This is a genomic window from Comamonas resistens (assembly GCF_030064165.1).
Lineage (GTDB): Bacteria > Pseudomonadota > Gammaproteobacteria > Burkholderiales > Burkholderiaceae_C > Comamonas > Comamonas resistens.
In genome coordinates, this window is the sequence record NZ_CP125947.1 from 2,307,425 (window position 1) to 2,329,594 (window position 22,170).

Here is a 22,170-nt window from a genome sequence, read left to right on the forward strand (position 1 = left end):
GCCAGAGCATAGCAAGCCCTTGTGACTCGCGAGCGAGCTTTGGATCGTGAACAGGTTCTGAGATCAACCTGCTCGGCGCAGAGCCTGCCAAGGGCTGGGATAATCCCAGCCCTTATGCCTTTGCAGATCAACTTCCCCGAGTCGCTCCCCGTATCCAGCCGTCGCCAGGAAATCATGGAGGCCATGGATCGCCATCAGGTCATCATCGTCTGTGGCGAGACCGGCTCGGGCAAGACCACGCAACTGCCCAAGATCGCTCTGGCGCTGGGCCGGGGCAGGCTCAATGCCGCGCCCGACGCCAACGGCCAGGTGCGCGGCCATCTGATCGGCCACACCCAGCCGCGCCGCATTGCTGCCAGCTCGGTGGCCAAGCGCATTGCCGAGGAGCTGAACACCCCTCTGGGCGAAGTGGTGGGCTACAAGGTGCGTTTTCAGGACACGCTGCAGAAGAACGCCTCCGTCAAGCTGATGACCGACGGCATCCTGCTGGCCGAGACCCAGACCGATCCGCTGCTCAAGGCCTATGACACGCTGATCATCGACGAGGCGCACGAGCGCAGCCTGAACATCGACTTTCTGCTCGGCTATCTCAAGCAGATCCTGCCCAAGCGCCCCGATCTGAAGGTGGTGGTCACGTCGGCGACCATCGATGCGGACCGCTTTGCCAAGCACTTCGAATCGAAGAACGGTCCTGCGCCCGTGATCATGGTCTCGGGTCGTACCTATCCGGTGGAGATGCGCTATCGCCCGTTCGAGGGTGAAAAGGACAAGGATCTGAACGACGCCATTGCCGATGGCGTGGACGAACTCTGGGCCGGCGGCAAGGGCGGCGATATCCTGATCTTCCTGCCCGGCGAGCGCGAGATTCGCGAAGCCGCCGACCATCTGCGCAAGCATTTGCAGCACTCTCCCGTGCTGCGCAATGCCGAGGTGTTGCCGCTGTTCTCGCGCCTATCGCAGGCCGAGCAGGACCGCATTTTTGACGGCCATACGGGCCGGCGCATCGTGCTGGCCACCAATGTGGCCGAAACCTCGCTCACGGTTCCGGGCATTCGCTATGTGATCGACGCCGGTACGGCGCGTGTGAAGCGTTACTCCTTCCGAAGCAAGGTGGAGCAGCTGCTGGTCGAGCCGATCTCGCAGGCCGCGGCCAACCAGCGCGCGGGCCGTTGCGGCCGTGTGGCCAACGGTATCTGCATTCGCCTGTATGACGAAGAGAGCTTTGTCAGCCGCGACCGCTTCACTGACCCCGAAATCCTGCGCTCCTCGCTGGCCGGCGTGATCCTGCGCATGAAGTCGCTGGGTCTGGGCGATGTGGTGCATTTCCCCTTCCTCGAAGCCCCCTCGGGCCGCGCCATTGCCGACGGCTATCAGCTATTGGCCGAGCTGGGTGCGGTGGACGATCACGGCCATTTGCTGCCCATGGGCAAGGAGCTGTCACGCCTGCCGCTGGACCCGCGCGTGGGCCGCATGATTTTGGAGGCGCGCGAGCGCCGCGCCTTGTCCGAGGTGCTGATCATCGCCTCGGCTCTGAGCGTGCAGGACGTGCGCGACCGGCCCATGGAAGCGCAGCAGCAGGCCGACCAGGCTCATGCCAAGTTCGACGACGAGAAAAGCGAATTCAGCGGCTATTTGCGTTTGTGGAAGTGGCTGTCGGATGCGCGCGGCGGCAAGGTCGTGGCCAAGAGCCGCAAGGAGATGGCGGTCCAGCACGCGCCGGCCGCCAGGCCCAATGCGCGCAACCAGGCCTTCCTGCCCGTCAGTCAGCGTGCCAGCGGCGCGCAGGTCGAAGGCACGGTGGAGGAGCGGCTGGCGCTGTTCAACCCTGCCGATCAGGCCCAACATGCCGACGAGGCCACGCACAAGATCAGCAACCGCCAGTGGGAGCAGTTGTTGCGCCAGAACTTCATCAATATCCGCCGCGTGCGTGAGTGGCGCGACATTCACTCTCAGCTGCTGACCGTGGTCAAGGAGCAGAAATGGCTGCTCAACAACGAGGCGGCGGGCTATGAGGCCGTGCACCTGTCCATGCTGTCGGGCCTGCTCGGCAATATTGGCTATCGTGCAGAGGAAAGCGAGAGCTATCTGGGCGCGCACGGCATCAAGTTCCATCCGCACCCCGGCGCCCACCTGAGCAAGAAGCCCGGCCGCTGGATCGTGGCGGCCGAGCAGGTCGAGACCTCGCGCCTGTACGGCCGCGGCATTGCAGCCATAGAGCCGCAGTGGCTGGAGGAGGTGGGCGGGCATCTGCTCAAGAAGCAACTGCTGGATCCGCACTGGAGCAAGAAGCAGGCCGATGTGGTGGCGCTCGAGCGCGCCACGCTCTACGGTCTGGTGGTCTACAACGGCCGCCGCGTCAGCTACGGCCGCGTCGATCCGCACGAGGCGCGCAATCTCTTCATCCGCCAGGCCCTGGTGGAGGGCGAGTGGGAAACGAAGTGGCATTTCCTGCCCGCCAACCTCAAGCTCATGCGCAAGGTCGAGGAGCTGGAGCACAAGAGCCGCCGCCAGGACGTGCTGGTCGATGACGAACTGATCTTTGCCTTCTACGACCAGCATCTGCCCAAGGATGTGTACAGCGGCGCGACCTTCGACAAGTGGTTCCGCGCCGAGAGCAGGAACCAGCCCGAGCTGCTGCGCCTGTCCAGGGACGAGCTGATGCGGCACGAGGCCGCAGGCATCACCACGGACAAATTCCCCAAGACCGTGAAGCTGGGCGGTGCCGATTGCAGCGCCAGCTATCTGCACAGCCCCGGCGACGCGCGCGACGGTATCACGGTCACCGTGCCGCTGTTCGTGCTCAACCAGGTGTCTGAGGAGCGCGCCGAGTGGCTGGTGCCGGGCATGCTCAAGGACAAGATCCAGGCGTTGCTCAAGAGCCTGCCCCAGCGCCCGCGCAGCCGTTTTGTGCCGCTGCCCGAGAGCGCGGCGAGGCTGGCCGAGCTGTTCACCGAGAGCGAGCGCTGGGCCCAGGGGGGGCTGATCGACGCCTTGCTCAAGCAGGTTCGCGACGAGACCTCGCTGGATGTGAAGCGCGCAGACTTCAAGCTGGACATGCTGAGCCCGCATCTGTTCATGAACTTCCGCATCACCGACGAGCATGGCCGCCAGCTGGGTCAGGGCCGCAATCTGGGCGCGCTCAAGGCCGAGTGGGGCGCCAAGGCTCGCGGCGCTTTTCAGGCACTTGCTTCATTAAAGGTAGCTGCTGGCGCAAGTGATACAAGCATTTCAGAGTCAAAAGAATCTGAAAATGATAATAGACAAGCGCAAGCAGCTCCTAAAAATGATAAGGCTGCGGGGGGCAAGCCGGCCCAGTCGCATGATGCTCGCTACAAGGACTGGAGCTTTGGCGAGCTGCCCGAGCTTATGGAAATCAAGAAGGGCGGCAGCACGCTGATCGGCTTTCCGGCCCTGATCGACCATGGCGACGCCGTCGGTATCGAGGTCTTCGACGAGCCCGAAGCGGCTGCCGCCAAGCACCGCGTGGGTCTGCGCCGGCTGTTCGCGCTGCAGATTCGCGATGCGCTCAAGTATCTGGAAAAGAATATTCCCGATCTGCAGAAGATGGCCGTGGCCTATATGCCGCTGGGCACGCAGGAGGAGCTGCGCGGCCAGATCATCGATGTGGCCATAGACCGCGCCTTTTTGCAGGAGCCGCTGCCTAGCAACGAGGCCGACTTCAAGCAGCGCGTGCAGGACGGCCGTGGGCGCCTTACGCTGATTGCCAACGAGGTGGCACGCATGTCGGCCACCATCCTTGCCGAGTACGCGGCAGCCGCGCGCAAGATCAAGGACACCAAGAACGCGCCCGAGGCCACCAAGGACGCGGGCGAGCAGCTGCAAAAGCTGATGCCCAAGAACTTCATCGCCGTGGCCCCCTGGGCGCAGCTCGGTCATTACGCGCGCTACCTCAAGGCCATTAGCTCGCGTCTGGACAAGTACCGGGCCGACCCGGCGCGCGATGCCGCCAAGCTCAAGGAGCTGCTGCCGCTGGAGCAGCGCTACTGGCGGCTGGTGGCCGAGCGCAAGGGGCAGGTCGATGCCCGAATGCAGGAGTACCGCTGGATGCTGGAGGAGCTGCGCGTGAGCTTTTTTGCCCAGGAGCTGCGCACGCCGTATCCGGTCAGCGCCAAGCGGCTGGACAAGGTTTGGGCGCAGCTGCAGCAGTGATGCCGGCCTGACGGCCTGACGAATGGGGCTCTGCCTGACTAGGCGAGCCGGCTTTCGCCCTGCAGCAGCGGATTGCGCGAAAACAGCTCCACCACCCAGTCCACAAAGGCGCGCACCTTGGCGCTGAGGTGGGAGTTGGGCGGATAGACCACATAGATCGGCAGCAAAGGGTGTTTCCAGTCCTCCAGCACCCGCTGCAGCTGGCCGCTTTCCAGGTACTTGTGAATCTGGAAGCGGCTGAGCTGTCCTATGCCCTGGCCGGCAAGGATGGCGCTGATATAGGCATTGCCTTCGTTGACACCAAGATGTGCAGGACTGGCGATCTCTATCACTTCGCCGCCCTTGTGGAATTCCAGCGGATAGCGCCGCGCCGAGACCGGGGAGAAATAGATCACGTTGCGATGGCCGGACTCCAGATCGCGCGGGTGCTGTGGCACGCCGTGGCGCTGCAGATATTCGGGTGCGGCAACGGTGATGAATTCCAGATTGCCGATGCGGCGCGCCACCAGGGACTGGTCGGCCAGCTCGCCGCCGCGGATTACGCAGTCCACGTTGTCGCTGATCAGGTCCACGGTGCGGTCGCTCACGCCCAGATCGATCTGTATCTCGGGGTAGCGGGACTGGAATTCGCTCAGATGGGGAATGATGAGCAGACGCGCCACGGTGGTTCCCACATCCACGCGCAGGCGCCCGCGCGGCGTGGTGCGGGCCTGGCTGACGCTGGCCTCGAGATCGTCGAAGTCGGTGAGCAGGCGCACCGCACGGTCGTAATAGGCCGCACCATCGGCGGTCACGGTGACGCGGCGCGTGGTGCGGTTGAGCAGCTTCACGCGCAGGCGCTCTTCCAGAGCCTGAACGTTCTTGGTCACACTGGCTTTTGGCATTTGCAGCGAATCGGCTGCACGCGTGAAAGTGCCGGCTTCCACGACCCGCGCGAAAATACGCATGGCCTGTATCTGATCCATGGGATCTCCTTGTCCTCGCGAAAACCCGGACTCGCCGAGGATGCGGGATTCTCACACACAGCTCACACCGTCATTGTTCGAGAATTGGAAACAGTGTGGCCGCGTTTGCGGGGTTTATGCCGTCAAGTGCTGTTGCTACATTTCTGTTCCATCACCCGGTCCTGTCCGGAAAATCCATGTCAAACACCAAAGCCACCGCATTGCAGCCGATTCCTCATACCGACACCACGATTTCCGTGGCCGATGGTGTGCAGGCCCATGTGCGCATATATGGCGGCAAGCGGCGCGGCGAAGTCGTCCCGCTGGTGCTGCATTTCCATGGCGGCGCCTTTGTGGCCGGAGATCTGGACAACGGCTGCACCGTCGGCAGCTCGTTGGCGGCGGCCGGGGCCTGTGTGGTGTCGCTGGCCTATCCGCTGGCACCCGAGCATCCGTTTCCGCGTCCGCTGGAGCTGGGCTACGAGGTGCTGCTGTGGGCCTACAAGCAACGTACCAAGCTGGCCGGAAAGGGCGCTCCGCTCTATCTGGCCGGTGAAGAGGCAGGCGCCAATCTGGCGGCCGGCGTCTGCATGATGGCCCGCGATCAGCAGCAGCCGCCGCTGGCCGGGCAGATTCTGATCTCTCCCATGCTGGACCCTTGCTCGGCAACGCCTTCGCAGCGTGCCGCCCAGGGCGAGTCCGTCGAATGCAAATGGGCTTCGGGCTGGTGCCAGTACCTGGGCGAGCCGCATGATGCGGAGCACCCCTATGCGGTGCCGGCGCGGGCCCGCCGCCTGGCGGGACTGCCGCCGACGCTGATTCTGGTCGGCGAGGCCGACCCCATGCGGGATGAGGCACTGAACTATGGCGCGCGGCTGGAAGCTGCCGGCCTGAGCGTGTTTCGCCATGTGTTTGCAGAAGCGGGGGAATGGCCGCAGGCACTGCTGGAGCAGCCGCCCGAGTCCTGCCCTTGCGCCGCGCAGTTGCAGGAGCAGCTGCGCCAGTTTTTCGAAACCACCCGATGTCGGCTCTGAGCTGATCTTTCCCTGCTGATACCGCTGACCTGATCCGGCCTGCTGGGCCGGACGCAGTACGGCTGCGCCTTTTTCTTCTCTTTCTCATTCGATTCCTGGCCTGAGCGCTGGAAGGGATGAGTCTTGCCTGCCGCCGAAAGAGCCGCTACCGCTTTCAACCCTTGAACCAAAGACATTGCCATGAACGAGCACTCCAAACTCTCCAATCGCCGCCGGTGGGCCGCCGCCGGCGTCGCCGCTGCTGTGATCGCTACGACCGCCGCCATGCTGGGCCTGCAGGCATCGCACGCGGAAGCACCGGCTGCGCAAGCCGCCGCGCCGGCCGTGCCGGTCTCGGCTGCCCAGGTCCTGCAGCAGGACGTGACGCTGTGGAATGAATTCTCCGGCCGCCTTGAAGCCGTGCAGCGCGTGGATGTGCAGCCGCGCGTCTCGGGTGCGGTGCAGGCCGTGCATTTCAAGGAAGGCGCGCTGGTCAGGGCCGGTGATCTGCTGTTCACCGTGGACCCGGCTCCCTATGTGGCAGAAGTCGATCGCGCCGAAGCCCAGGTGGTTGCCGCCAAGGCACGCATGGCCTATACCCAGAGCGAGTCCGAGCGCGCCACGCGTCTGTGGGACGAGCGGGCGATCGCGCAAAAGGAATACGACGAACGGGTGAATGCCCGGCGCGAGGCCGATGCGAATCTGCGCGCCGCCCAGGCTGCGCTGCAGACCGCCAAGCTGAACCTGGGCTACACCCAGGTCAAGGCGCCGGTGAGCGGGCGCGTGGGTCGCATCGAGGTCACGGTGGGCAATCTCGTGAGCTCGGGAGCCGGTGCTCCGGTGCTGACCACCCTGGTATCAGTGGACCCCATGTATGCCAGTTTCGACGCAGACGAGCAGATCGTGGCCCAGGCGCTGCAGGGTCTGCAGAGCGCAAGCCAGGGACGCAGCACGCGTGCGCTGATTGAAACCATTCCCGTTCAGATGGGGGTGGGTACCAGCGGCGGCACGCCTTATGCCGGTCATCTGCAGCTCATAGACAACCAGGTCGATGCCAAGAGCGGCACGGTGCGCGTGCGGGCCGTGTTCGGCAATGTGGACGGCACGCTCATGGCCGGCCAGTTCGCGCGCATCCGCATGGGCCAACCCCAGACCACCCAGGCCGTGCTCATCAACGAGCGCGCCGTGGGCACGGACCAGAGCAAGAAATTCGTGCTGGTGGTGGGCGAGGGCAACAAGGCCGAGTACCGGGAGGTGCAACTGGGCGCACCGGTGAACGGCCTGCGCGTGGTGACTTCGGGCCTCAAGGCCGGCGAGCGCATCGTCGTCAACGGACTGCAGCGTGTGCGCCCCGGCGTGGTGGTCGCGCCTCAGGAGGTGCCCATGGACGCCAAGGCCGAGCTGGCCGATGGCCGCAGCGCCGCCAAGCTACCCACGGTCTGAGAACCCTTAATCCTCCGACACCATGAACCTTTCCCGATTTTTCATCGACCGCCCGATCTTTGCGGGTGTGCTGTCGGTGCTCATCTTTCTCGCTGGCCTGATCGCCATGCGAACGCTGCCGATCTCGGAATACCCCGAGGTCGCTCCACCCTCGGTGGTGGTGCGCGCCCAGTACCCGGGCGCCAATCCCAAGGTAATTGCCGAAACCGTGGCCACGCCGCTGGAGGAATCCATCAACGGCGTGGAAGGCATGCTCTACATGGGCAGCCAGGCCACGACCGACGGCGTGATGACGCTGACCGTGACCTTCGCGCTGGGCACCGATCCGGACAAGGCGCAGCAGCTGGTGCAGAACCGCGTCTCCCAGGCCGAGCCGCGCCTGCCCGAGGAAGTGCGCCGCCTGGGCATCACCACGGTCAAGAGTGCGCCCGACCTGACCATGGTCGTGCACATGGTCTCGCCCAACGGCCGCTATGACATCGACTATCTGCGCAACTATGCCGTGCTCAATGTGAAGGACCGCCTGGCGCGCATCCAGGGTGTGGGCCAGGTGCAGATCTTCGGCGGCGGCGACTATTCCATGCGTGCATGGCTGGACCCGCAGAAGGTGGCGCAGCGCGGTCTCTCGGCCGCCGATGTGGTGGCTGCCATCCGCGGCCAGAACGTGCAGGCTGCAGCCGGCGTGGTCGGCGCTTCGCCCGGTCTGCCCGGTGTGGACATGCAGCTGTCCATCAATGCGCAAGGCCGCTTGCAGACCGAGGAAGAGTTCGGCGACATCATCGTCAAGACCGGCTCCGACGGTGCCGTGACGCGCTTGCGTGACGTGGCCAGGCTGGAGCTGGGCGCGGCCGATTATTCGCTGCGCTCCCTGCTCAACAACGACCCGGCCGTGGGCATGGGCGTGTTCCAGGCTCCGGGTTCGAATGCCCTGGAAATCTCGGCCAATGTGCGCTCCACCATGGCCGAGCTGCAAAAGCACATGCCTGAAGGCGTGGAGTTCCGCATCGCCTACGACCCCACGCAATTCGTGCGGGCTTCGATCAAGTCCGTGATCCAGACCCTGCTGGAGGCCGTGGCCCTGGTGGTGGTCGTGGTGATTCTGTTCCTGCAGACCTGGCGCGCCTCCATCATTCCGTTGCTGGCTGTGCCGGTCTCGGTGGTGGGCACGTTCGCCGTGCTGCACCTGCTGGGCTTTTCCATCAATGCGCTGAGCCTGTTCGGCCTGGTGCTGGCCATCGGCATCGTGGTGGATGACGCCATCGTGGTGGTGGAGAACGTGGAGCGCAACATCGAGGCCGGTCTGTCGCCGCGCCAGGCCACCTACCGCGCCATGCAGGAGGTCAGCGGGCCCATCATCGCCATCGCCCTGGTGCTGGTGGCCGTGTTTGTGCCGCTGGCCTTCATCAGCGGCCTCACGGGCCAGTTCTACCGCCAGTTCGCGGTGACCATCGCCATCTCCACGGTGATCTCGGCCATCAACTCGCTGACCCTGTCGCCTGCGCTTTCCGCGCTGCTGCTGCGCGGCCACGACGCGCCCAAGGACGCGCTGACACGCGGCATGGAACGGGTGCTGGGCGGCTTTTTCCGCCGTTTCAACGCCTTGTTCCGGCGCGGCTCCGATGCCTATAGCGGTGGCGTGCAGCGCGTCATCGGCCGCAAGGCGCTGATGCTGGTGATCTATGCCGTGCTGGTGGGCGCGACCTGGGGTCTGTTCAAGCTGGTGCCCGGCGGCTTTGTGCCGGCCCAGGACAAGCAGTATCTGGTCGGTTTTGCCCAGTTGCCCGATGGCGCCACGCTGGACCGCACGGAAGACGTGATCCGCCGCATGGGCGAGATCGTCAAGAAAAATCCCAATGTGGAAGATGCCATCGCCTTCCCGGGCCTGTCCATCAACGGCTTCACCAACAGCTCCAACTCGGGCATCGTCTTTGTCACGCTCAAGCCCTTTGCCGAGCGCACGCATGCCGACCAGAGCGGCGGTGCCGTGGCGGGTCAGCTCAACCAGGCCTTTGGCAGCATCCAGGAAGCCTTTATCGCCATGTTCCCGCCGCCGCCCGTGGCCGGCCTCGGAACCACCGGCGGCTTCAAGCTGCAGATCGAGGACCGTGCCTCGCTGGGTTACGACGCCATGGACGCGGCCGTGAAGGCCTTCATGGCCAAGGCCTACCAGACGCCCGAGCTGGCCGGCCTGTTCACCAGCTGGCAGGTCAACGTGCCCCAGCTCTATGCCGCAATCGACCGCACCAAGGCGCGTCAGCTCGGCGTGCCCGTGACGGATATCTTCGAGACGCTGCAGATCTACCTGGGCAGCTTGTATGCGAACGACTTCAACCAGTTTGGCCGCACCTATAGCGTGCGCGTGCAGGCTGACGCAGCCTACCGGGCGCGCGCCGAAGACGTGGGCCTGCTCAAGGTGCGTTCCACCACAGGCGAGATGGTGCCGCTGTCGGCGCTGATGAAGCTCGAACCCAGCTTCGGGCCCGAACGCGCCATGCGCTACAACGGCTTTCTGGCCGCCGACGTGAATGGCGGTCCTGCGCCCGGCTTCTCCTCGGGCCAGGCCCAGGCCGCCGTCGAGCGCATTGCCGCCGAAACCCTGCCGCCCGGCATAGGCTTCGAGTGGACCGAGTTGACCTACCAGGAAATCCTGGCCGGCAATTCCGCCGTGCTGGTGTTCCCCATCGCCATCCTGCTGGTCTTTCTGGTGCTGGCGGCGCAGTACGAAAGCCTAACCCTGCCGATTGCCATCATCCTCATCGTGCCCATGGGCCTGCTGGCTGCCATGACGGGCGTGTGGCTGAGCGGCGGCGACAACAATGTGTTCACGCAGATCGGGCTCATCGTGCTCGTGGGGCTGTCGGCCAAGAACGCCATCCTGATCGTGGAGTTCGCCCGCGAGCTGGAATTTGCGGGCCGCACGCCCGTGCAGGCCGCCATCGAAGCCAGCCGCCTGCGCCTGCGCCCCATCCTCATGACCTCGCTGGCCTTTGTCATGGGCGTGCTGCCCCTGGTGCTGTCCACGGGCGCGGGAGCCGAGATGCGCAGCGCCATGGGTGTGGCGGTGTTCGCCGGCATGATCGGTGTGACGGCCTTTGGCCTGTTCCTCACGCCGGTGTTCTATGTGGTGCTGCGTCGTCTGGCCGGCAACCGCCCGTTGCAGCAGCATGGCAGTCATGTGGCGCCGATCAGCGAGCCCGGTCACGGCGCCTCGGCCCTGCCCATGCCTGCTGCGCCACGCGGCCATGACGAATAAGCCCCAATCAACCATGGATTCCGATATGAAAACGATGCAAGGCATTCGATCCCTGATGCCGTTCCTGAGCGCGCTGACGGCAGCCTTGGTGCTGGCGGGTTGCGCCAGCGCACCGCCCACGGTGGCCGAGCATGCCGGCGTTGCCGTGCCCGCAAGCTTCAGTGCCCAGGCTGCAGCCGCGGGCTGGACGCAGGCCGCCCCGGCCGAGGCCCAGCCGCGCGGTGCCTGGTGGCGGGTATTTGCCGACACCGAGCTCAGCGCTTTAGTGGAGCGTGCGGGTGAAGCCAATACCGATGTGCAGACCGCTGCGGCGCGCCTGGCCGAAGCCCGCGCGCTGCTGCGCTCGGCCGATGCGCAGCGCCAGCCGCAGATCGGGGCTGCGGGCGGTGCCGCGCGTCAGGCCGGTGCGAACACGGCGAACGGCATGCAACCCGCCACACTGGTCACGGCCGGCCTGAACTTCTCCTACGAAGCGGATCTGTTCGGCCGCCTGTCGCGGGCCAGCGAAGCGGCACGCGAGGATGCCAATGCACGCGAGGCCTTGCTGCAGAGCACGCGCCTGATGGTGCAGGCCGATGTGGCGCAGACTTATCTGCAGCTGCGTTCGCTGCAGACCGAGCGCCAGCTGGTCGAGCAGAGTCTGGCGGCCTATCGCGAGACGCTGACGCTGATCGAGAAGCGCTTCCGCGCCGGCGATGCAGCCGAGCTGGACGTGGCGCGCATGCAGACCGAGGTTTCGGCCACCGAGGCCGAGACACTGGCGCTGGAGCGCCAGCAGGCGGCCCTCACGCATGCGCTGGCCGTGCTCGTGGGGGATGTCGCCACTGGCTTCACGCTGGCTTCGCAGCCTGTGCTGGCAACGCTGCCCGTGATTCCGGCAGGCGTGCCCGCGACGGTACTGGCGCGCCGCCCCGATGTGTCGGCGGCTCAGACATCCGTGCTGGCGGCCCAGGCGCGCGTGGGCGTGGCCCAGGCCGCATGGTTTCCGGCCATCACGCTCACGGGCAATGGCGGCTATGCCTCGCCGGAGCTGGGCGATCTGTTCAAGTGGTCGGCGCGCTCCTGGGGCATAGGCGCCTTGCTGTCGCTGCCCATCTTCGACGGCGGCCAGCGCGCCGCGCAGGAGGAGGGGGCCCGTGCGCGCCTGGAAGCCGCCGTGGCGGCCCAGCGCGGCCAGGTACTCGCAGCCTTTCGGGATGTGGAGGATCAGCTCAGTGCCTTGCGCCTGCTCTCGGGCCAGGCCCGCGTGCTGGGGCAGGCCGTGCAGTCTTCCGAGCGGGCCACGCACCTTTCGGACGTGCGCTATCGCAACGGTCTGGTGAGCCAGCTGGAGCTGCTGGATGCACGTCGCAACGAGTTGCGCAACCGGCGCCAGGCCTTGCAGGTGCGCACCGCGCAGTACACGGCCACGGTGGCGCTGATTCGCGCGTTGGGCGGAGGCTGGGACAGCGGCGAGTCCGTGGCGGCCAGCAGCTGAGGCGAGAGCTGTCCTGTCCGCCCTGGCGGGCGGTTTGCCGGCTTGTGACTCCTGCTGCTGAGCCAGCCGGTGTTTGCAGCGCCCAGGCAGGCTCCGCGGTTTGATGGGCATCAAGGCAAGACTTGAGGCTCTGGCAGCGCAGGCGCCAGTGGTGCTAGATTCATTGACGGTCCATGTGGATCGTCAATGGATGCTTCATGAACATCACTTTTCACGGTGCGGCGCAATCGGTCACGGGGTCCTGTTTTCTGGTCGAGGCGCATAGTTGCCGATTTCTGATCGACTGCGGCATGGCCCAGGGCGGCCGCGAGGCCGACGAGCACAACCAGCAAGCCTTTGCCTTTGATGCTGCAAGCCTGGATTTCGTCGTTCTGACCCATGCGCACATCGATCACAGCGGCTTGTTGCCCAAGCTCGTGGCTCAGGGCTTCAAGGGCCCCATCTATGCCACTCTGGCCACCAAGGATTTGCTCGAGGTCTTGCTCAAGGACAGCGCCCATATCCAGATGATGGATGCCGAACGGGCGGCGCGGCGCCGGCGTGAAGGCCGAGGGCACGAGCGCGAGCCGACGGTTCCTCTGTATTCGTTGGCCCATGTGGCGAGCACGCTGGAGCAGGTCCAGGCCAGAGCCTATGGACAGCGCTTTGAACCTCATCCTGCGGTGACGGTACGTTTTCAGGATGCCGGGCATATTCTGGGCTCGGCCATTGTGGAGCTATGGCTGGCAGATGGTCATGGCGGCTCGCGCAAGCTGGTGGCCAGCGGCGATCTGGGCCAGCCGGGGCGGGTGATCCTGCGCGATCCCACGCCGATCACGGACGCTGATCTGCTGCTCATCGAGTCCACCTATGGCGACCGGCAGCACAAGAGTACTGGCGATACCCTGGAAGAGCTGGTCGATGTGGTCACGCGCACGGTTCCCCATGGCAATGTGGTCATCCCGGCATTTGCCGTGGGGCGCACGCAGGAGCTGCTCTATCACTTTCTGCAGCTGATCCAGCAGCAGCGCCTGCCGCCGGTAGAGATATTTGTGGATTCGCCGATGGCGGTGGCAGCTACGGATATCACGCTGCGGCATTTCAACGTGTTCGACGAGGAGGCCAGACAGTTGCTGGGCAGCGTCAAGAGACTCAAGGAGTCGCCGCACATTCATTTCATCAGCGATGTGGAGGACTCCATCAAGCTCAACCGCATCAAGAGCGGCGCGATCATCATCTCGGCCAGCGGCATGTGCGACGCGGGACGGGTGCTGCACCATCTGAAGAACAATCTGTCCAGGCCCGAGTGTGCAGTGGTGATTTGCGGCTATCAGGCCGATGGTTCGCTAGGTCGAAGGCTGGTCGACGGTGCCAGGCAGGTGCGCCTGCTTGGTGATGAAGTGGAAGTCCGTGCCGGCATCCATACCCTGGGCGGCTTTTCGGCCCATGCCGACCAGCAAGCTCTGCTGGACTGGGCGGCCGCGTTCACCCGCCCGCCGCAGCAGACCTTTGTGGTGCATGGAGAGCCGCATGCCTCCCTGGCCTTGGCCACGCTGCTGCACGAGCGCCTGCATTTCTCGGTGCAGCTTCCGCAGCCGGGCCAGGTCTTCGAGTTCTAGAACGTGCCAGGAGTCTCCGAGATGCGAAATCTTCCTTGCCCGTGGCCTGTTGCATGATGTTCTGGCGGCGAAGCCTGATGCCGGTCGAGGCCGGATTCGTACAGCGGCTTTTCGGCACTGCGCTGGATGAGTTGCTGCCCGGCATGCGTCTGCATGTGCGGCGTCTGGGCGATACCAGGCGCGCGCTGTCCCTGGGCGGCGGGCGCATCTATCTGCCGCGCAGCTTTTTTGAGCACAGGGACCCGCATAAGCCGCTGCGGCTTGCCCACCCTGTGGTGGCTGGCGTCTTCGCCCATGAGCTGCTGCATCAGTGGCAGCGCCTGCAAGGCCGGGCGGTGACGTGGGAGGCGTTGGGCCTGCATCTGCGCGCGGCATGCCTGCGGCGCAATCCTTATCACTATCAGGTCTGTGCAGATCCGCAGCAGATGCTGCAGTGCTTTCTGGACGCAAACGTGGAGCAGCAGGGGCAGATCTGGCAGGACCATGTTCAGGCCCTGGTGCAGGGCCAGCCTCTGGCCTGCATGGAACTGGTTGAAGAGCATGTGCGCCAGACTAAGCCAGGTCGGACCAGCAAAGACTAGGCCGCCGGGTTAAGGGCTGCAATCAGATCTTGCGCGTCCACATCGCGTGCCGCGCCAAAGCCAGCGACATGCCTGCCGCTTTGTGGCGTGATGCAGACAAAACGAAAATCGCCCAGCGCCGTCATAGGCTCGGCCTCGGGAAAACGCGCCAGATAAGCCTTGCGGGCACCTTGCCAGAGCACACTACCCTCAGGCGGAGTGGAAGCGACACCCTGGATGCTGACCCGCTCCAGCGCATGCACACCCTGGCCCGTTTGTTCGGTGGCCGTCATCAGCAGACTGACTGCCGGGTGTTGTTCCATGGCCTGCGTGTGGCTGGCCAGGCCGCTGACATGAATGATCAGCGTGAAGAACTCTGCATCCCAGGCCCAAGGCACCATGGAAATCTGCGGCGCAGGCAGGGCTGAGACATTGATGAAATCAGCCAGAGGTTGCACGGCCAGGGCCGCAGTGCGCTGGCTGAGAAGCAATTGACGCAGCGACTGCTGCAGGCGGGATTCATGCGACATGGCTGCATGGTAAATGCACGGCGTGCTGGCCGTCAGGGGGATTGCTTGCCGAGGGGTGAACCCGTTAGCGAGGTCACTTTGGTGACGGGCTCTAGTGGCCTACCCGAATGCCACCAAGGTGCTGGCGCACTAGCCTAGGCAATCGATGCTCTAGTCCGTCAGGACTATGACTGTTCCCGTGCTGTATTGCAGTACCTGCGTTCTCACCGACTCATGCTCCAGCCCATGTCCTCTCACTACAAATTCTGGCCTGCTCGTCTGCCGCACTCCATTACCGTTCCCGCTTCCAGCGTTTGGGAGAATCTGCACATCAACGCGTGCCGTTATCCGGACAAGACCGCGCTGGTGTTTTTGGGGCGCAAGACAACATACCAGCAACTGTGCGAGGGTACGCAGCGCATGGCGGCCTATCTGCATAGTCTGGGGGTGGGCAAGGGCGATCGCGTCATCTTGCTGATGCAAAACTCCTCCCAACTGGTGCTGGCGCATTACGCCATCTACCGCGCCAATGCTGTGGTCGTTCCGGTCAACCCCATGAATACGGCGGAGGAACTCAAGCACTACATCACCGACTCAGGCGCCAAGGTAGCCATCACCTCGGCCGATCTGGCGCAGGCGCTGGCCAAGGCCAGCAACGCGCTGCCGCAAGAGCAGCAACTGTCGCATATGGTGGTGACCCGCTTCACCGAAGGTTTTGATCCCAATGTTCAGGGGCTGGATGCTCCGCCGCAGAGTTGGCATCACTGGCTGCTGAGCGAGCACGAGCCCGCGCAACTCAGCCACGGACAGGTGCATGCCTGGGCTGATGCGCTTGCTTGCCAGGATGAGCCACCGGCCCATACCGTGGGGCGTGACGATTTGGCCGTGCTGCCATACACCAGCGGAACGACCGGCCAGCCCAAAGGCTGCATGCACAAACACCGAAGTCTCAACCACAACGCGGTCGCCAGTGCTGCCTGGGGCAATGGCACCAGCGAAAATGTGGTGCTGGGGGTAGTGCCCATGTTCCACATCACGGGCCTGGTTTCAGTGCTGCACAGCGCCATTTATCTGGGCGCTACCCTGCTGATCATGCCGCGTTGGGACAGGGAGCTGGCTGGGCGGCTGATCTCGCATTACAAAGTCACCAGTTGGACAAACATCCCCACCATGGTGATCGATCTGCTAGGTAGTCCCAACTTTGCTTCATTTGATCTGTCCAGCCTCAAATACATAGGCGGCGGCGGCGCAGCCATGCCCCAGGCCGTGGCTCAGCGTCTGCTTGAGCAATACGGACTGCGCTTTTGTGAAGGTTATGGCCTGACGGAAACCGCCGCACCTTCGCACAGCAACCCGCCCGACCATCCCAAGCAGCAATGTCTGGGCATTCCCTTCATGAGCACCGATGCGCGCATCATTGACCCGGACACCCTTGAGGAAGTCGCGCAAGGTGAGCAGGGCGAAATCGTGGTGCATGGTCCTGAAGTCTTTGAAGGCTACTGGCAGCGCCCTGAAGCGACCGAACAGGCGTTCTTGGAGTTGGATGGCAAGCGCTTTTTCAGAACAGGTGATCTGGGTCGAATTGACGAGGATGGCTACTTCTTTATCACCGACCGCCTCAAGCGCATGATCAATGCCAGCGGCTTCAAAGTCTGGCCGGCCGAGGTGGAAGCGCTGATGTTCCGTCACCCCGCGATTCAGGAGGCCTGCGTGATCTCCACCAAGGACGATTACCGTGGGGAAAGCGTCAAAGCCGTGGTGGTGCTGCGCGCCGGCCATGAAACCACAACTGAGCAGGACATCGTCAACTGGTGCCACGAGAACATGGCCGTCTACAAAGCGCCACGCAGTGTCACTTTCATGCAAGCCCTGCCCAAGAGCGGCAGCGGCAAAGTGATGTGGCGGCTGCTTCAGGAGCAGGAGAGCCGCTGAGCGGAGTTTAAGAGGAGAGACCAAGTCCCGCCTTGGGTAGCCTTTCATATGAGCGATCTTGTCAGCCAGAATGGATGGGGCGCGTTATTAAGTTAGTGCCTTTATGGCACTGTTGAGAGCAAGCCCCCGGTCTTTGGACTTGAGGGAATAAAACTTATATACCCCTGATCTATGCCTTCTTCGCGTATTTCGTATAAGGCGTTAGCTGCACTGGCACTGACCTGTGCTGTAGGCTTTTCCCAGGCTCAGGCCTATATCAGCGGTTCCATCTCGGGACAACTGGCCCCTGGCGTCTATGGCCAGGTCAATATCGGTAACGCCGCACCGCCAGCACTGCTCTATGGGCAGCCCATGTGGGGTGGACCGGTGGTACAGCAGGCGCAGCCCATTTACATGTGGGTGCCGCCCGGCCATGCGCGCGACTGGCGCCGTTACTGCGGCCGCTACCACGCGTGCGGCCGCCCTACCTACTTTTTGCGCGATGCTCCGCCTCAGTGGCGGGGTGGGCCGCCACCCCGTCATGAGCGGCATTGGGATCGCGATGACCATGATGATCATCGCCGCTGGGACAGGGACGAACGCAGGGACCGTCACGAGCATCGCGGTTGGGAGCGGCGCGACCGAGAGAACGACCAGGGCCACGGCCGTGGCCGAGGTCATCGGCATCATGACGATTGACTAGGGTTAACCACTAAATTTTCTGTTGCTTAAGTGCAGCTTCCAAAGCCTTCTACTATTCAATAAATAGCAGAAGGCTTTTTGTTTTTGTGAGATTTATGCATATTTCATAGGTATATTTTTGATGTGGTGAGTAAGTGCTTTGATATGTGTTCATGGCATAGCTGCTAGCGGAGAAGGGGGCTGGAGCCCTGCATGCCGCGTGGCCACAATAAGCACACGACTTACGCAAATCAGGTTCAAGCAAGATGTTGGCCCTATAGGCATGTTCCTTGTGCATTCTTGTTTGCGTAAGTCCTCGCATATTCATTTCGTTTAGATGGTTGCGCTGCTGCAGTGCTGTGATCTTCAAAGCTATGAGACCTGGGCGGCTTGACGGTGTGCAGGATCTTGGCGGATCACGGTACTGGCGGACAGCTCGACAAGGCTCAGGAGATTCAGGCATGAAGGGCATTTCGTCCATGGCAACCCGCCAGGTTCTGGCAGATCTGACCCAGGCTTGGAAGGAGCAGGGCGGCGAGCCCGTAGACATTGAGTCCGTGGGGGGCGTGGACGCAGCCCAGCGTGTGCAGGTCGGTGAAGAGGCCTTTGATCTGGTTTTCCTGGCCTCCAATGCCATCGACAAATTGGAAGCTGCCGGCCGCGTGCTGCCGGGCAGCAAGGTGGATCTGATGCTCTCCAGCACTGCGGTTGCCGTGCCTGCCGCCACCACTCAACCCGATATCCGCAGCGAAGAAGCTGTGCGCGCTGCGGTGCTGGCTGCGCCCAGCATTGGTTTTTCGACCGGCCCCAGTGGCATAGCGCTGCAAAAGCTGTTCGAGCGCTGGGGCATTGCCGAAGAGATCAAGCCCCGCATGGTGCAGGCCCGTCCTGGCGTGCCCGTGGGCTCCATGGTGGCTTCGGGTGAAGTGGCTCTGGGTTTCCAGCAACTGAGCGAATTGATCCACGTACAAGGCATTCAGATTGTGGGCGCACTGCCCGCGGCCATTGCCATCGATACGGTTTTTTCTGCGGCGGTCGTGAGCGGCGCAGCGAATGCAGAAGCGGCCCAGCGTTTGCTGGCTTTCATGGCTTCGCCGCAAGCGGCCGAGGCCAAGCGCCGCCAGGGCATGGAGCCCGCGTGAATTGAAGCAGTCGTCCGGGCAGGGGGCCTGGACGCTGCGACCCCATCCAGCAAAAGGGCAGTCATAGCCCTTTCGTGACGGACGTACAGGAGCCTGAAGGCTTTGGCGCCAGCCGCGAGACAGGAGATAGAGGCGACAAAGAGAGGCAACTGAGATACCAAATATGACTTCGCAAGCTAGCAATCCAAAAACCGACGCCACGGTCGCAAACGTGCAGACCGTGCTGAACGATCAGCCGTTCTCCGGTTACCAGTGGGTGATTTTCGCCCTGTGTTTCTTCATCGTTTTGCTCGATGGCTTTGATACCGCTGCCATCGGCTATATCGCGCCATCGCTGTTGGGCGAGTGGGGCTTGGCCAAGGCCGACCTGGCTCCTGTGCTCAGTGCGGCGCTGTTCGGCTTGGCCGCCGGCGCCATGAGTTCCGGCCCGCTGGCCGACAAGTTCGGCCGCAAGGCCGTGCTGGTGGGTTCGGTGCTGGTGTTTGCCGTGGCCTGCCTGGCTTCGGGCTATACCCATGACCTGACCAGCATGACGGCCTGGCGCTTTGTCACCGGCCTGGGCCTGGGCGCTGCCATGCCCAATGCCGTGACACTGATGAGCGAGTACTGCCCTGAGAACCGCCGTGCCACCATCACCAACGCCATGTTCTGCGGCTTTCCGCTGGGCGCCGCCTTCGGTGGTTTCCTGGCTGCCTGGATGATTCCCCATTTCGGCTGGCGCAGCGTGCTGCACCTGGGCGGTATTGCTCCGCTGGTGCTGCTGGTGCTGCTGGTGTTGCTGCTGCCCGAATCCGTGCGCTATATGGTGGGCAAAGGCTACTCGGCAGACCGTATCCGCAAGCCTCTGGCCCGCATCGCCGGCAATGCCGTGCAGCATGTGCAGAAGTTCGTGATGACAGAGAACAAGGCTGCCGTGGAAGGCAAGAGCGGCATGGGTGTGGTGCTGTCCAGGCAATATGCAGTGGGCACGGTCATGCTGTGGATTGCCTATTTCATGGGCCTGGTCATCTTCTATGCGCTGATGAACTGGATGCCCGTGCTGTTCAAGGAAGGCGGCCTGGATCCCAAGACGGCCACGCTGGTGGCGGCGCTGTTTCCGCTGGGCGGCGTAGGCGCGGTGTTCTTTGGCTGGCTGATGGATCGCTTCAACGCCAATCGCATCATTGCCGTGGGCTATGCGCTGACCGCTGTATCCATCTGGTGGATCGGCCAGGAAGCTGGCAGCCTGGGCTGGCTGGTGGTCTCGGTCTTTGTTGCCGGCACCATCATGAATACCGCGCAGTCCTCCATGCCGGCACTGGCCGCCGCTTTCTATCCCACCAGTGGCCGCGCCACCGGTGTGGCCTGGATGCTGGGCATCGGCCGCTTTGGCGGTATTGCCGGCTCCTTCCTGGTGGCCGAGCTGACGGTGCGTAACCTGGGCTTCAGCCAGATCTTCACGGTGGTCGCGATTCCCGGCCTGATCGCCGCAGCGGCACTGATCATCAAGCAGATGGCCACACCCAAGACCGAGCGCTGAGTTTTTGCCAAGCTTTTGAATAGCGGCCGGCCCTGGTGCCGGCCTTGACGGTCAACCGTTGATTTCCAACCTTCGAGGGGTTCTTACATGATTATTGACGTACACGGACACTACACCACGGCGCCTGCGGCCCTGGGCGCATGGCGCGATCTGCAGATCGCCGGCCTCAAGGACCCGAGCAAGACTCCTTCGGCGGCTGACCTGAAGATCAGCGACGATGAAATCCGCGAGACCATCGAAACCAACCAGCTGCGCCTGATGAAGGAGCGTGGTTCCGATCTGACCATCTTCAGCCCCCGTGCCTCGTTCATGGCGCACCACATCGGTGACTTCCAGACCTCCAGCACCTGGGCCGCCATCTGCAACGAGCTGTGCTTCCGTGTCAGCGAGCTGTTCCCCGATCACTTCATTCCCGCCGCCATGCTGCCCCAGTCGCCCGGCGTGAACCCCGCGACCTGCATCCCAGAGCTGGTCAAGTGCGTTGAGCAGTACGGCAACGTGGGTATCAACCTGAACCCCGATCCCTCGGGCGGCCACTGGACTTCGCCACCGCTGTCCGACAAGAGCTGGTACCCCATCTACGAAAAGATGGTGGAGTACGACATCCCCGCGATGATCCACGTCTCCACCAGCTGCAATTCATGCTTTCACACCACGGGCAGCCACTATCTGAATGCCGACACCACGGCCTTCATGCAGTGCCTGACTTCGGATCTGTTCAAGGACTTCCCGACCCTGAAGTTCCTGATTCCCCATGGCGGTGGCGCCGTGCCTTACCACTGGGGCCGCTTCCGCGGTCTGGCGCAGGAGATGAAGAAGCCGCTGCTCGAAGAGCATCTGCTCAACAACATCTACTTCGACACCTGCGTCTACCACCAGCCCGGCATCAATCTGCTGACGGAAGTGATTCCCACCAAGAACATTCTGTTCGCCAGCGAAATGATCGGCGCCGTGCGCGGCATCGATCCGCAGACCGGTCACTACTACGACGACACCAAGCGCTACATCGAAGCCACGCAGAACCTGACTGCCGATGAAAAGCACGCCGTCTATGAAGGCAATGCCCGCCGCGTGTTCACGCGCCTGGACAAGGCGCTCAAGGCCAAGGGTCTGTAACTTCTCAAAAAAGAGAGCTGCTATCGCACGGTATGAAACGTTTTCAGAATGAAAACTATTCAAATATGATGAATAGCAAGCGATAGAAGCTCACTTTTTTGATTCAATCACGTCAAAGCAAAGAGGTATTTCCATGTACGAACTGGGAGTTGTCTACCGCAATATCCAGCGCGCCGACCGCGCTGCCGCTGACGGCCTGGCCGCCCTGGGCTCCGCCACCGTGCACGAGGCCATGGGCCGCGTCGGTCTGCTCAAGCCCTACATGCGCCCCATCTATGCCGGCAAGCAGGTCTCGGGCACCGCCGTCACGGTGCTGCTGCAGCCCGGCGACAACTGGATGATGCATGTGGCCGCCGAGCAGATTCAGCCCGGCGACATCGTGGTCGCGGCCGTCACCGCCGAGTGCAGCGACGGCTACTTCGGCGATCTGCTGGCCACGAGCTTTCAGGCGCGCGGTGCACGCGCGCTGATCATCGATGCCGGCGTGCGCGACGTGAAGACGCTGCAGGAGATGGACTTCCCCGTGTGGAGCAAAGCCATCTCTTCCAAGGGCACGATCAAGGCCACCCTGGGCTCGGTCAACATCCCCATCGTCTGCGCCGGCATGCTGGTCACGCCCGGTGACGTGATCGTGGCCGACGACGATGGCGTGGTCTGCGTGCCCGCTGCCCGTGCCGTGGAAGTGCTGGCCGCCGCCCAGAAGCGCGAAAGCTTCGAAGGCGAAAAGCGCGCCAAGCTGGCTTCGGGCGTCCTGGGCCTGGATATGTACAAGATGCGCGAGCCCCTGGAAAAGGCCGGTCTCAAGTACATCGACTAATCGGAGCATCGGTCCTC

15 protein-coding genes are annotated in these 22,170 nt (G+C 63.4%); 13 read left to right on the top strand and 2 right to left on the bottom strand.

Annotated features, from left to right (window positions below; translation table 11 throughout):
• Positions 1-114 precede the first annotated feature (114 nt).
• On the top strand, positions 115-4,170 hold the full coding sequence (hrpA, locus tag QMY55_RS10815; protein ID WP_283488589.1) for an ATP-dependent RNA helicase HrpA: 4,056 nt from the start codon (positions 115-117) through the stop codon (positions 4,168-4,170).
• 38 nt (positions 4,171-4,208) lie between these two features.
• On the opposite strand, the gene QMY55_RS10820 is transcribed toward hrpA, so the two are convergent.
• Positions 4,209-5,135 carry a LysR family transcriptional regulator gene (locus QMY55_RS10820; protein WP_283488591.1) on the bottom strand — a complete coding sequence of 309 codons (927 nt, stop codon included), beginning with the start codon at positions 5,133-5,135 and terminating at the stop codon, positions 4,209-4,211.
• A gap of 176 nt (positions 5,136-5,311) precedes the next feature.
• Here QMY55_RS10820 and QMY55_RS10825 point away from each other — a divergent pair, with 176 nt between their 5' ends.
• The 6 genes from QMY55_RS10825 (at position 5,312) to QMY55_RS10850 (ending at position 14,479) form a co-directional block, all read left to right on the top strand.
• On the top strand, positions 5,312-6,148 hold the full coding sequence (locus tag QMY55_RS10825) for an alpha/beta hydrolase (protein ID WP_283488592.1): 837 nt from the start codon (positions 5,312-5,314) through the stop codon (positions 6,146-6,148).
• A 180-nt stretch (positions 6,149-6,328) separates the two neighbouring features.
• Positions 6,329-7,570 (top strand): efflux RND transporter periplasmic adaptor subunit, encoded by a 1,242-nt coding sequence (locus tag QMY55_RS10830; RefSeq protein ID WP_283488593.1) that lies wholly within the window; start codon positions 6,329-6,331, stop codon positions 7,568-7,570.
• A gap of 22 nt (positions 7,571-7,592) precedes the next feature.
• On the top strand, positions 7,593-10,823 hold the full coding sequence (locus QMY55_RS10835) for an efflux RND transporter permease subunit (RefSeq protein ID WP_283488594.1): 3,231 nt from the start codon (positions 7,593-7,595) through the stop codon (positions 10,821-10,823).
• A 13-nt stretch (positions 10,824-10,836) separates the two neighbouring features.
• Positions 10,837-12,300, top strand: coding sequence for an efflux transporter outer membrane subunit (locus tag QMY55_RS10840; protein ID WP_283488596.1), 1,464 nt, complete (start codon positions 10,837-10,839; stop codon positions 12,298-12,300).
• Positions 12,301-12,497: 197 nt separating this feature from the next.
• On the top strand, positions 12,498-13,898 hold the full coding sequence (locus QMY55_RS10845; RefSeq protein ID WP_283488597.1) for an MBL fold metallo-hydrolase RNA specificity domain-containing protein: 1,401 nt from the start codon (positions 12,498-12,500) through the stop codon (positions 13,896-13,898).
• A gap of 53 nt (positions 13,899-13,951) precedes the next feature.
• Positions 13,952-14,479, top strand: coding sequence for a hypothetical protein (locus tag QMY55_RS10850; RefSeq protein WP_283488598.1), 528 nt, complete (start codon positions 13,952-13,954; stop codon positions 14,477-14,479).
• Here QMY55_RS10850 and QMY55_RS10855 read toward each other — a convergent pair.
• Positions 14,476-14,988 carry a pyridoxamine 5'-phosphate oxidase gene (locus QMY55_RS10855; RefSeq protein WP_283488599.1) on the bottom strand — a complete coding sequence of 171 codons (513 nt, stop codon included), beginning with the start codon at positions 14,986-14,988 and terminating at the stop codon, positions 14,476-14,478. The two genes, QMY55_RS10850 and QMY55_RS10855, sit on opposite strands and share 4 nt — an antisense overlap.
• A 225-nt stretch (positions 14,989-15,213) precedes the next feature.
• Between QMY55_RS10855 and QMY55_RS10860 the strand changes: the two genes are divergently transcribed.
• The 6 genes from QMY55_RS10860 to ligK all read left to right on the top strand — a co-directional run bounded on the left by QMY55_RS10860 (position 15,214) and on the right by ligK (position 22,153).
• Entirely contained in the window at positions 15,214-16,899 is a 1,686-nt protein-coding gene (locus QMY55_RS10860; protein WP_283488600.1) for a long-chain fatty acid--CoA ligase, read from the top strand.
• 171 nt (positions 16,900-17,070) lie between these two features.
• Positions 17,071-17,577, top strand: coding sequence for a hypothetical protein (locus tag QMY55_RS10865; RefSeq protein WP_283488601.1), 507 nt, complete (start codon positions 17,071-17,073; stop codon positions 17,575-17,577).
• 443 nt (positions 17,578-18,020) lie between these two features.
• On the top strand, positions 18,021-18,701 hold the full coding sequence (locus QMY55_RS10870) for a substrate-binding domain-containing protein (RefSeq protein ID WP_283488602.1): 681 nt from the start codon (positions 18,021-18,023) through the stop codon (positions 18,699-18,701).
• 163 nt (positions 18,702-18,864) lie between these two features.
• Positions 18,865-20,220, top strand: a complete 1,356-nt coding sequence (locus QMY55_RS10875; RefSeq protein WP_283488603.1) for an MFS transporter — start codon at positions 18,865-18,867, stop codon at positions 20,218-20,220.
• A gap of 87 nt (positions 20,221-20,307) precedes the next feature.
• Positions 20,308-21,336: an amidohydrolase family protein gene (locus tag QMY55_RS10880; protein ID WP_283488604.1), complete on the top strand. Its 1,029-nt coding sequence runs from the start codon at positions 20,308-20,310 to the stop codon at positions 21,334-21,336.
• A 133-nt stretch (positions 21,337-21,469) separates the two neighbouring features.
• A complete protein-coding gene (gene ligK, locus QMY55_RS10885; protein WP_003075867.1) occupies positions 21,470-22,153 on the top strand; it encodes a 4-carboxy-4-hydroxy-2-oxoadipate aldolase/oxaloacetate decarboxylase in 684 nt (227 codons plus the stop codon).
• Positions 22,154-22,170 lie beyond the last annotated feature (17 nt).

What these genes read in the sequence shown, in the direction of transcription:
- hrpA (WP_283488589.1), top strand. Translation starts at nt 115, where the DNA reads ATGCCTTTGCAGATCAACTTCCCCGAGTCGCTCCCCGTATCCAGCCGT.
- QMY55_RS10820 (WP_283488591.1), bottom strand. Translation starts at nt 5,135, where the DNA reads ATGGATCAGATACAGGCCATGCGTATTTTCGCGCGGGTCGTGGAAGCC.
- QMY55_RS10825 (WP_283488592.1), top strand. Translation starts at nt 5,312, where the DNA reads ATGTCAAACACCAAAGCCACCGCATTGCAGCCGATTCCTCATACCGAC.
- QMY55_RS10830 (WP_283488593.1), top strand. Translation starts at nt 6,329, where the DNA reads ATGAACGAGCACTCCAAACTCTCCAATCGCCGCCGGTGGGCCGCCGCC.
- QMY55_RS10835 (WP_283488594.1), top strand. Translation starts at nt 7,593, where the DNA reads ATGAACCTTTCCCGATTTTTCATCGACCGCCCGATCTTTGCGGGTGTG.
- QMY55_RS10840 (WP_283488596.1), top strand. Translation starts at nt 10,837, where the DNA reads ATGGATTCCGATATGAAAACGATGCAAGGCATTCGATCCCTGATGCCG.
- QMY55_RS10845 (WP_283488597.1), top strand. Translation starts at nt 12,498, where the DNA reads ATGAACATCACTTTTCACGGTGCGGCGCAATCGGTCACGGGGTCCTGT.
- QMY55_RS10850 (WP_283488598.1), top strand. Translation starts at nt 13,952, where the DNA reads ATGATGTTCTGGCGGCGAAGCCTGATGCCGGTCGAGGCCGGATTCGTA.
- QMY55_RS10855 (WP_283488599.1), bottom strand. Translation starts at nt 14,988, where the DNA reads ATGTCGCATGAATCCCGCCTGCAGCAGTCGCTGCGTCAATTGCTTCTC.
- QMY55_RS10860 (WP_283488600.1), top strand. Translation starts at nt 15,214, where the DNA reads ATGTCCTCTCACTACAAATTCTGGCCTGCTCGTCTGCCGCACTCCATT.
- QMY55_RS10865 (WP_283488601.1), top strand. Translation starts at nt 17,071, where the DNA reads ATGCCTTCTTCGCGTATTTCGTATAAGGCGTTAGCTGCACTGGCACTG.
- QMY55_RS10870 (WP_283488602.1), top strand. Translation starts at nt 18,021, where the DNA reads ATGAAGGGCATTTCGTCCATGGCAACCCGCCAGGTTCTGGCAGATCTG.
- QMY55_RS10875 (WP_283488603.1), top strand. Translation starts at nt 18,865, where the DNA reads ATGACTTCGCAAGCTAGCAATCCAAAAACCGACGCCACGGTCGCAAAC.
- QMY55_RS10880 (WP_283488604.1), top strand. Translation starts at nt 20,308, where the DNA reads ATGATTATTGACGTACACGGACACTACACCACGGCGCCTGCGGCCCTG.
- ligK (WP_003075867.1), top strand. Translation starts at nt 21,470, where the DNA reads ATGTACGAACTGGGAGTTGTCTACCGCAATATCCAGCGCGCCGACCGC.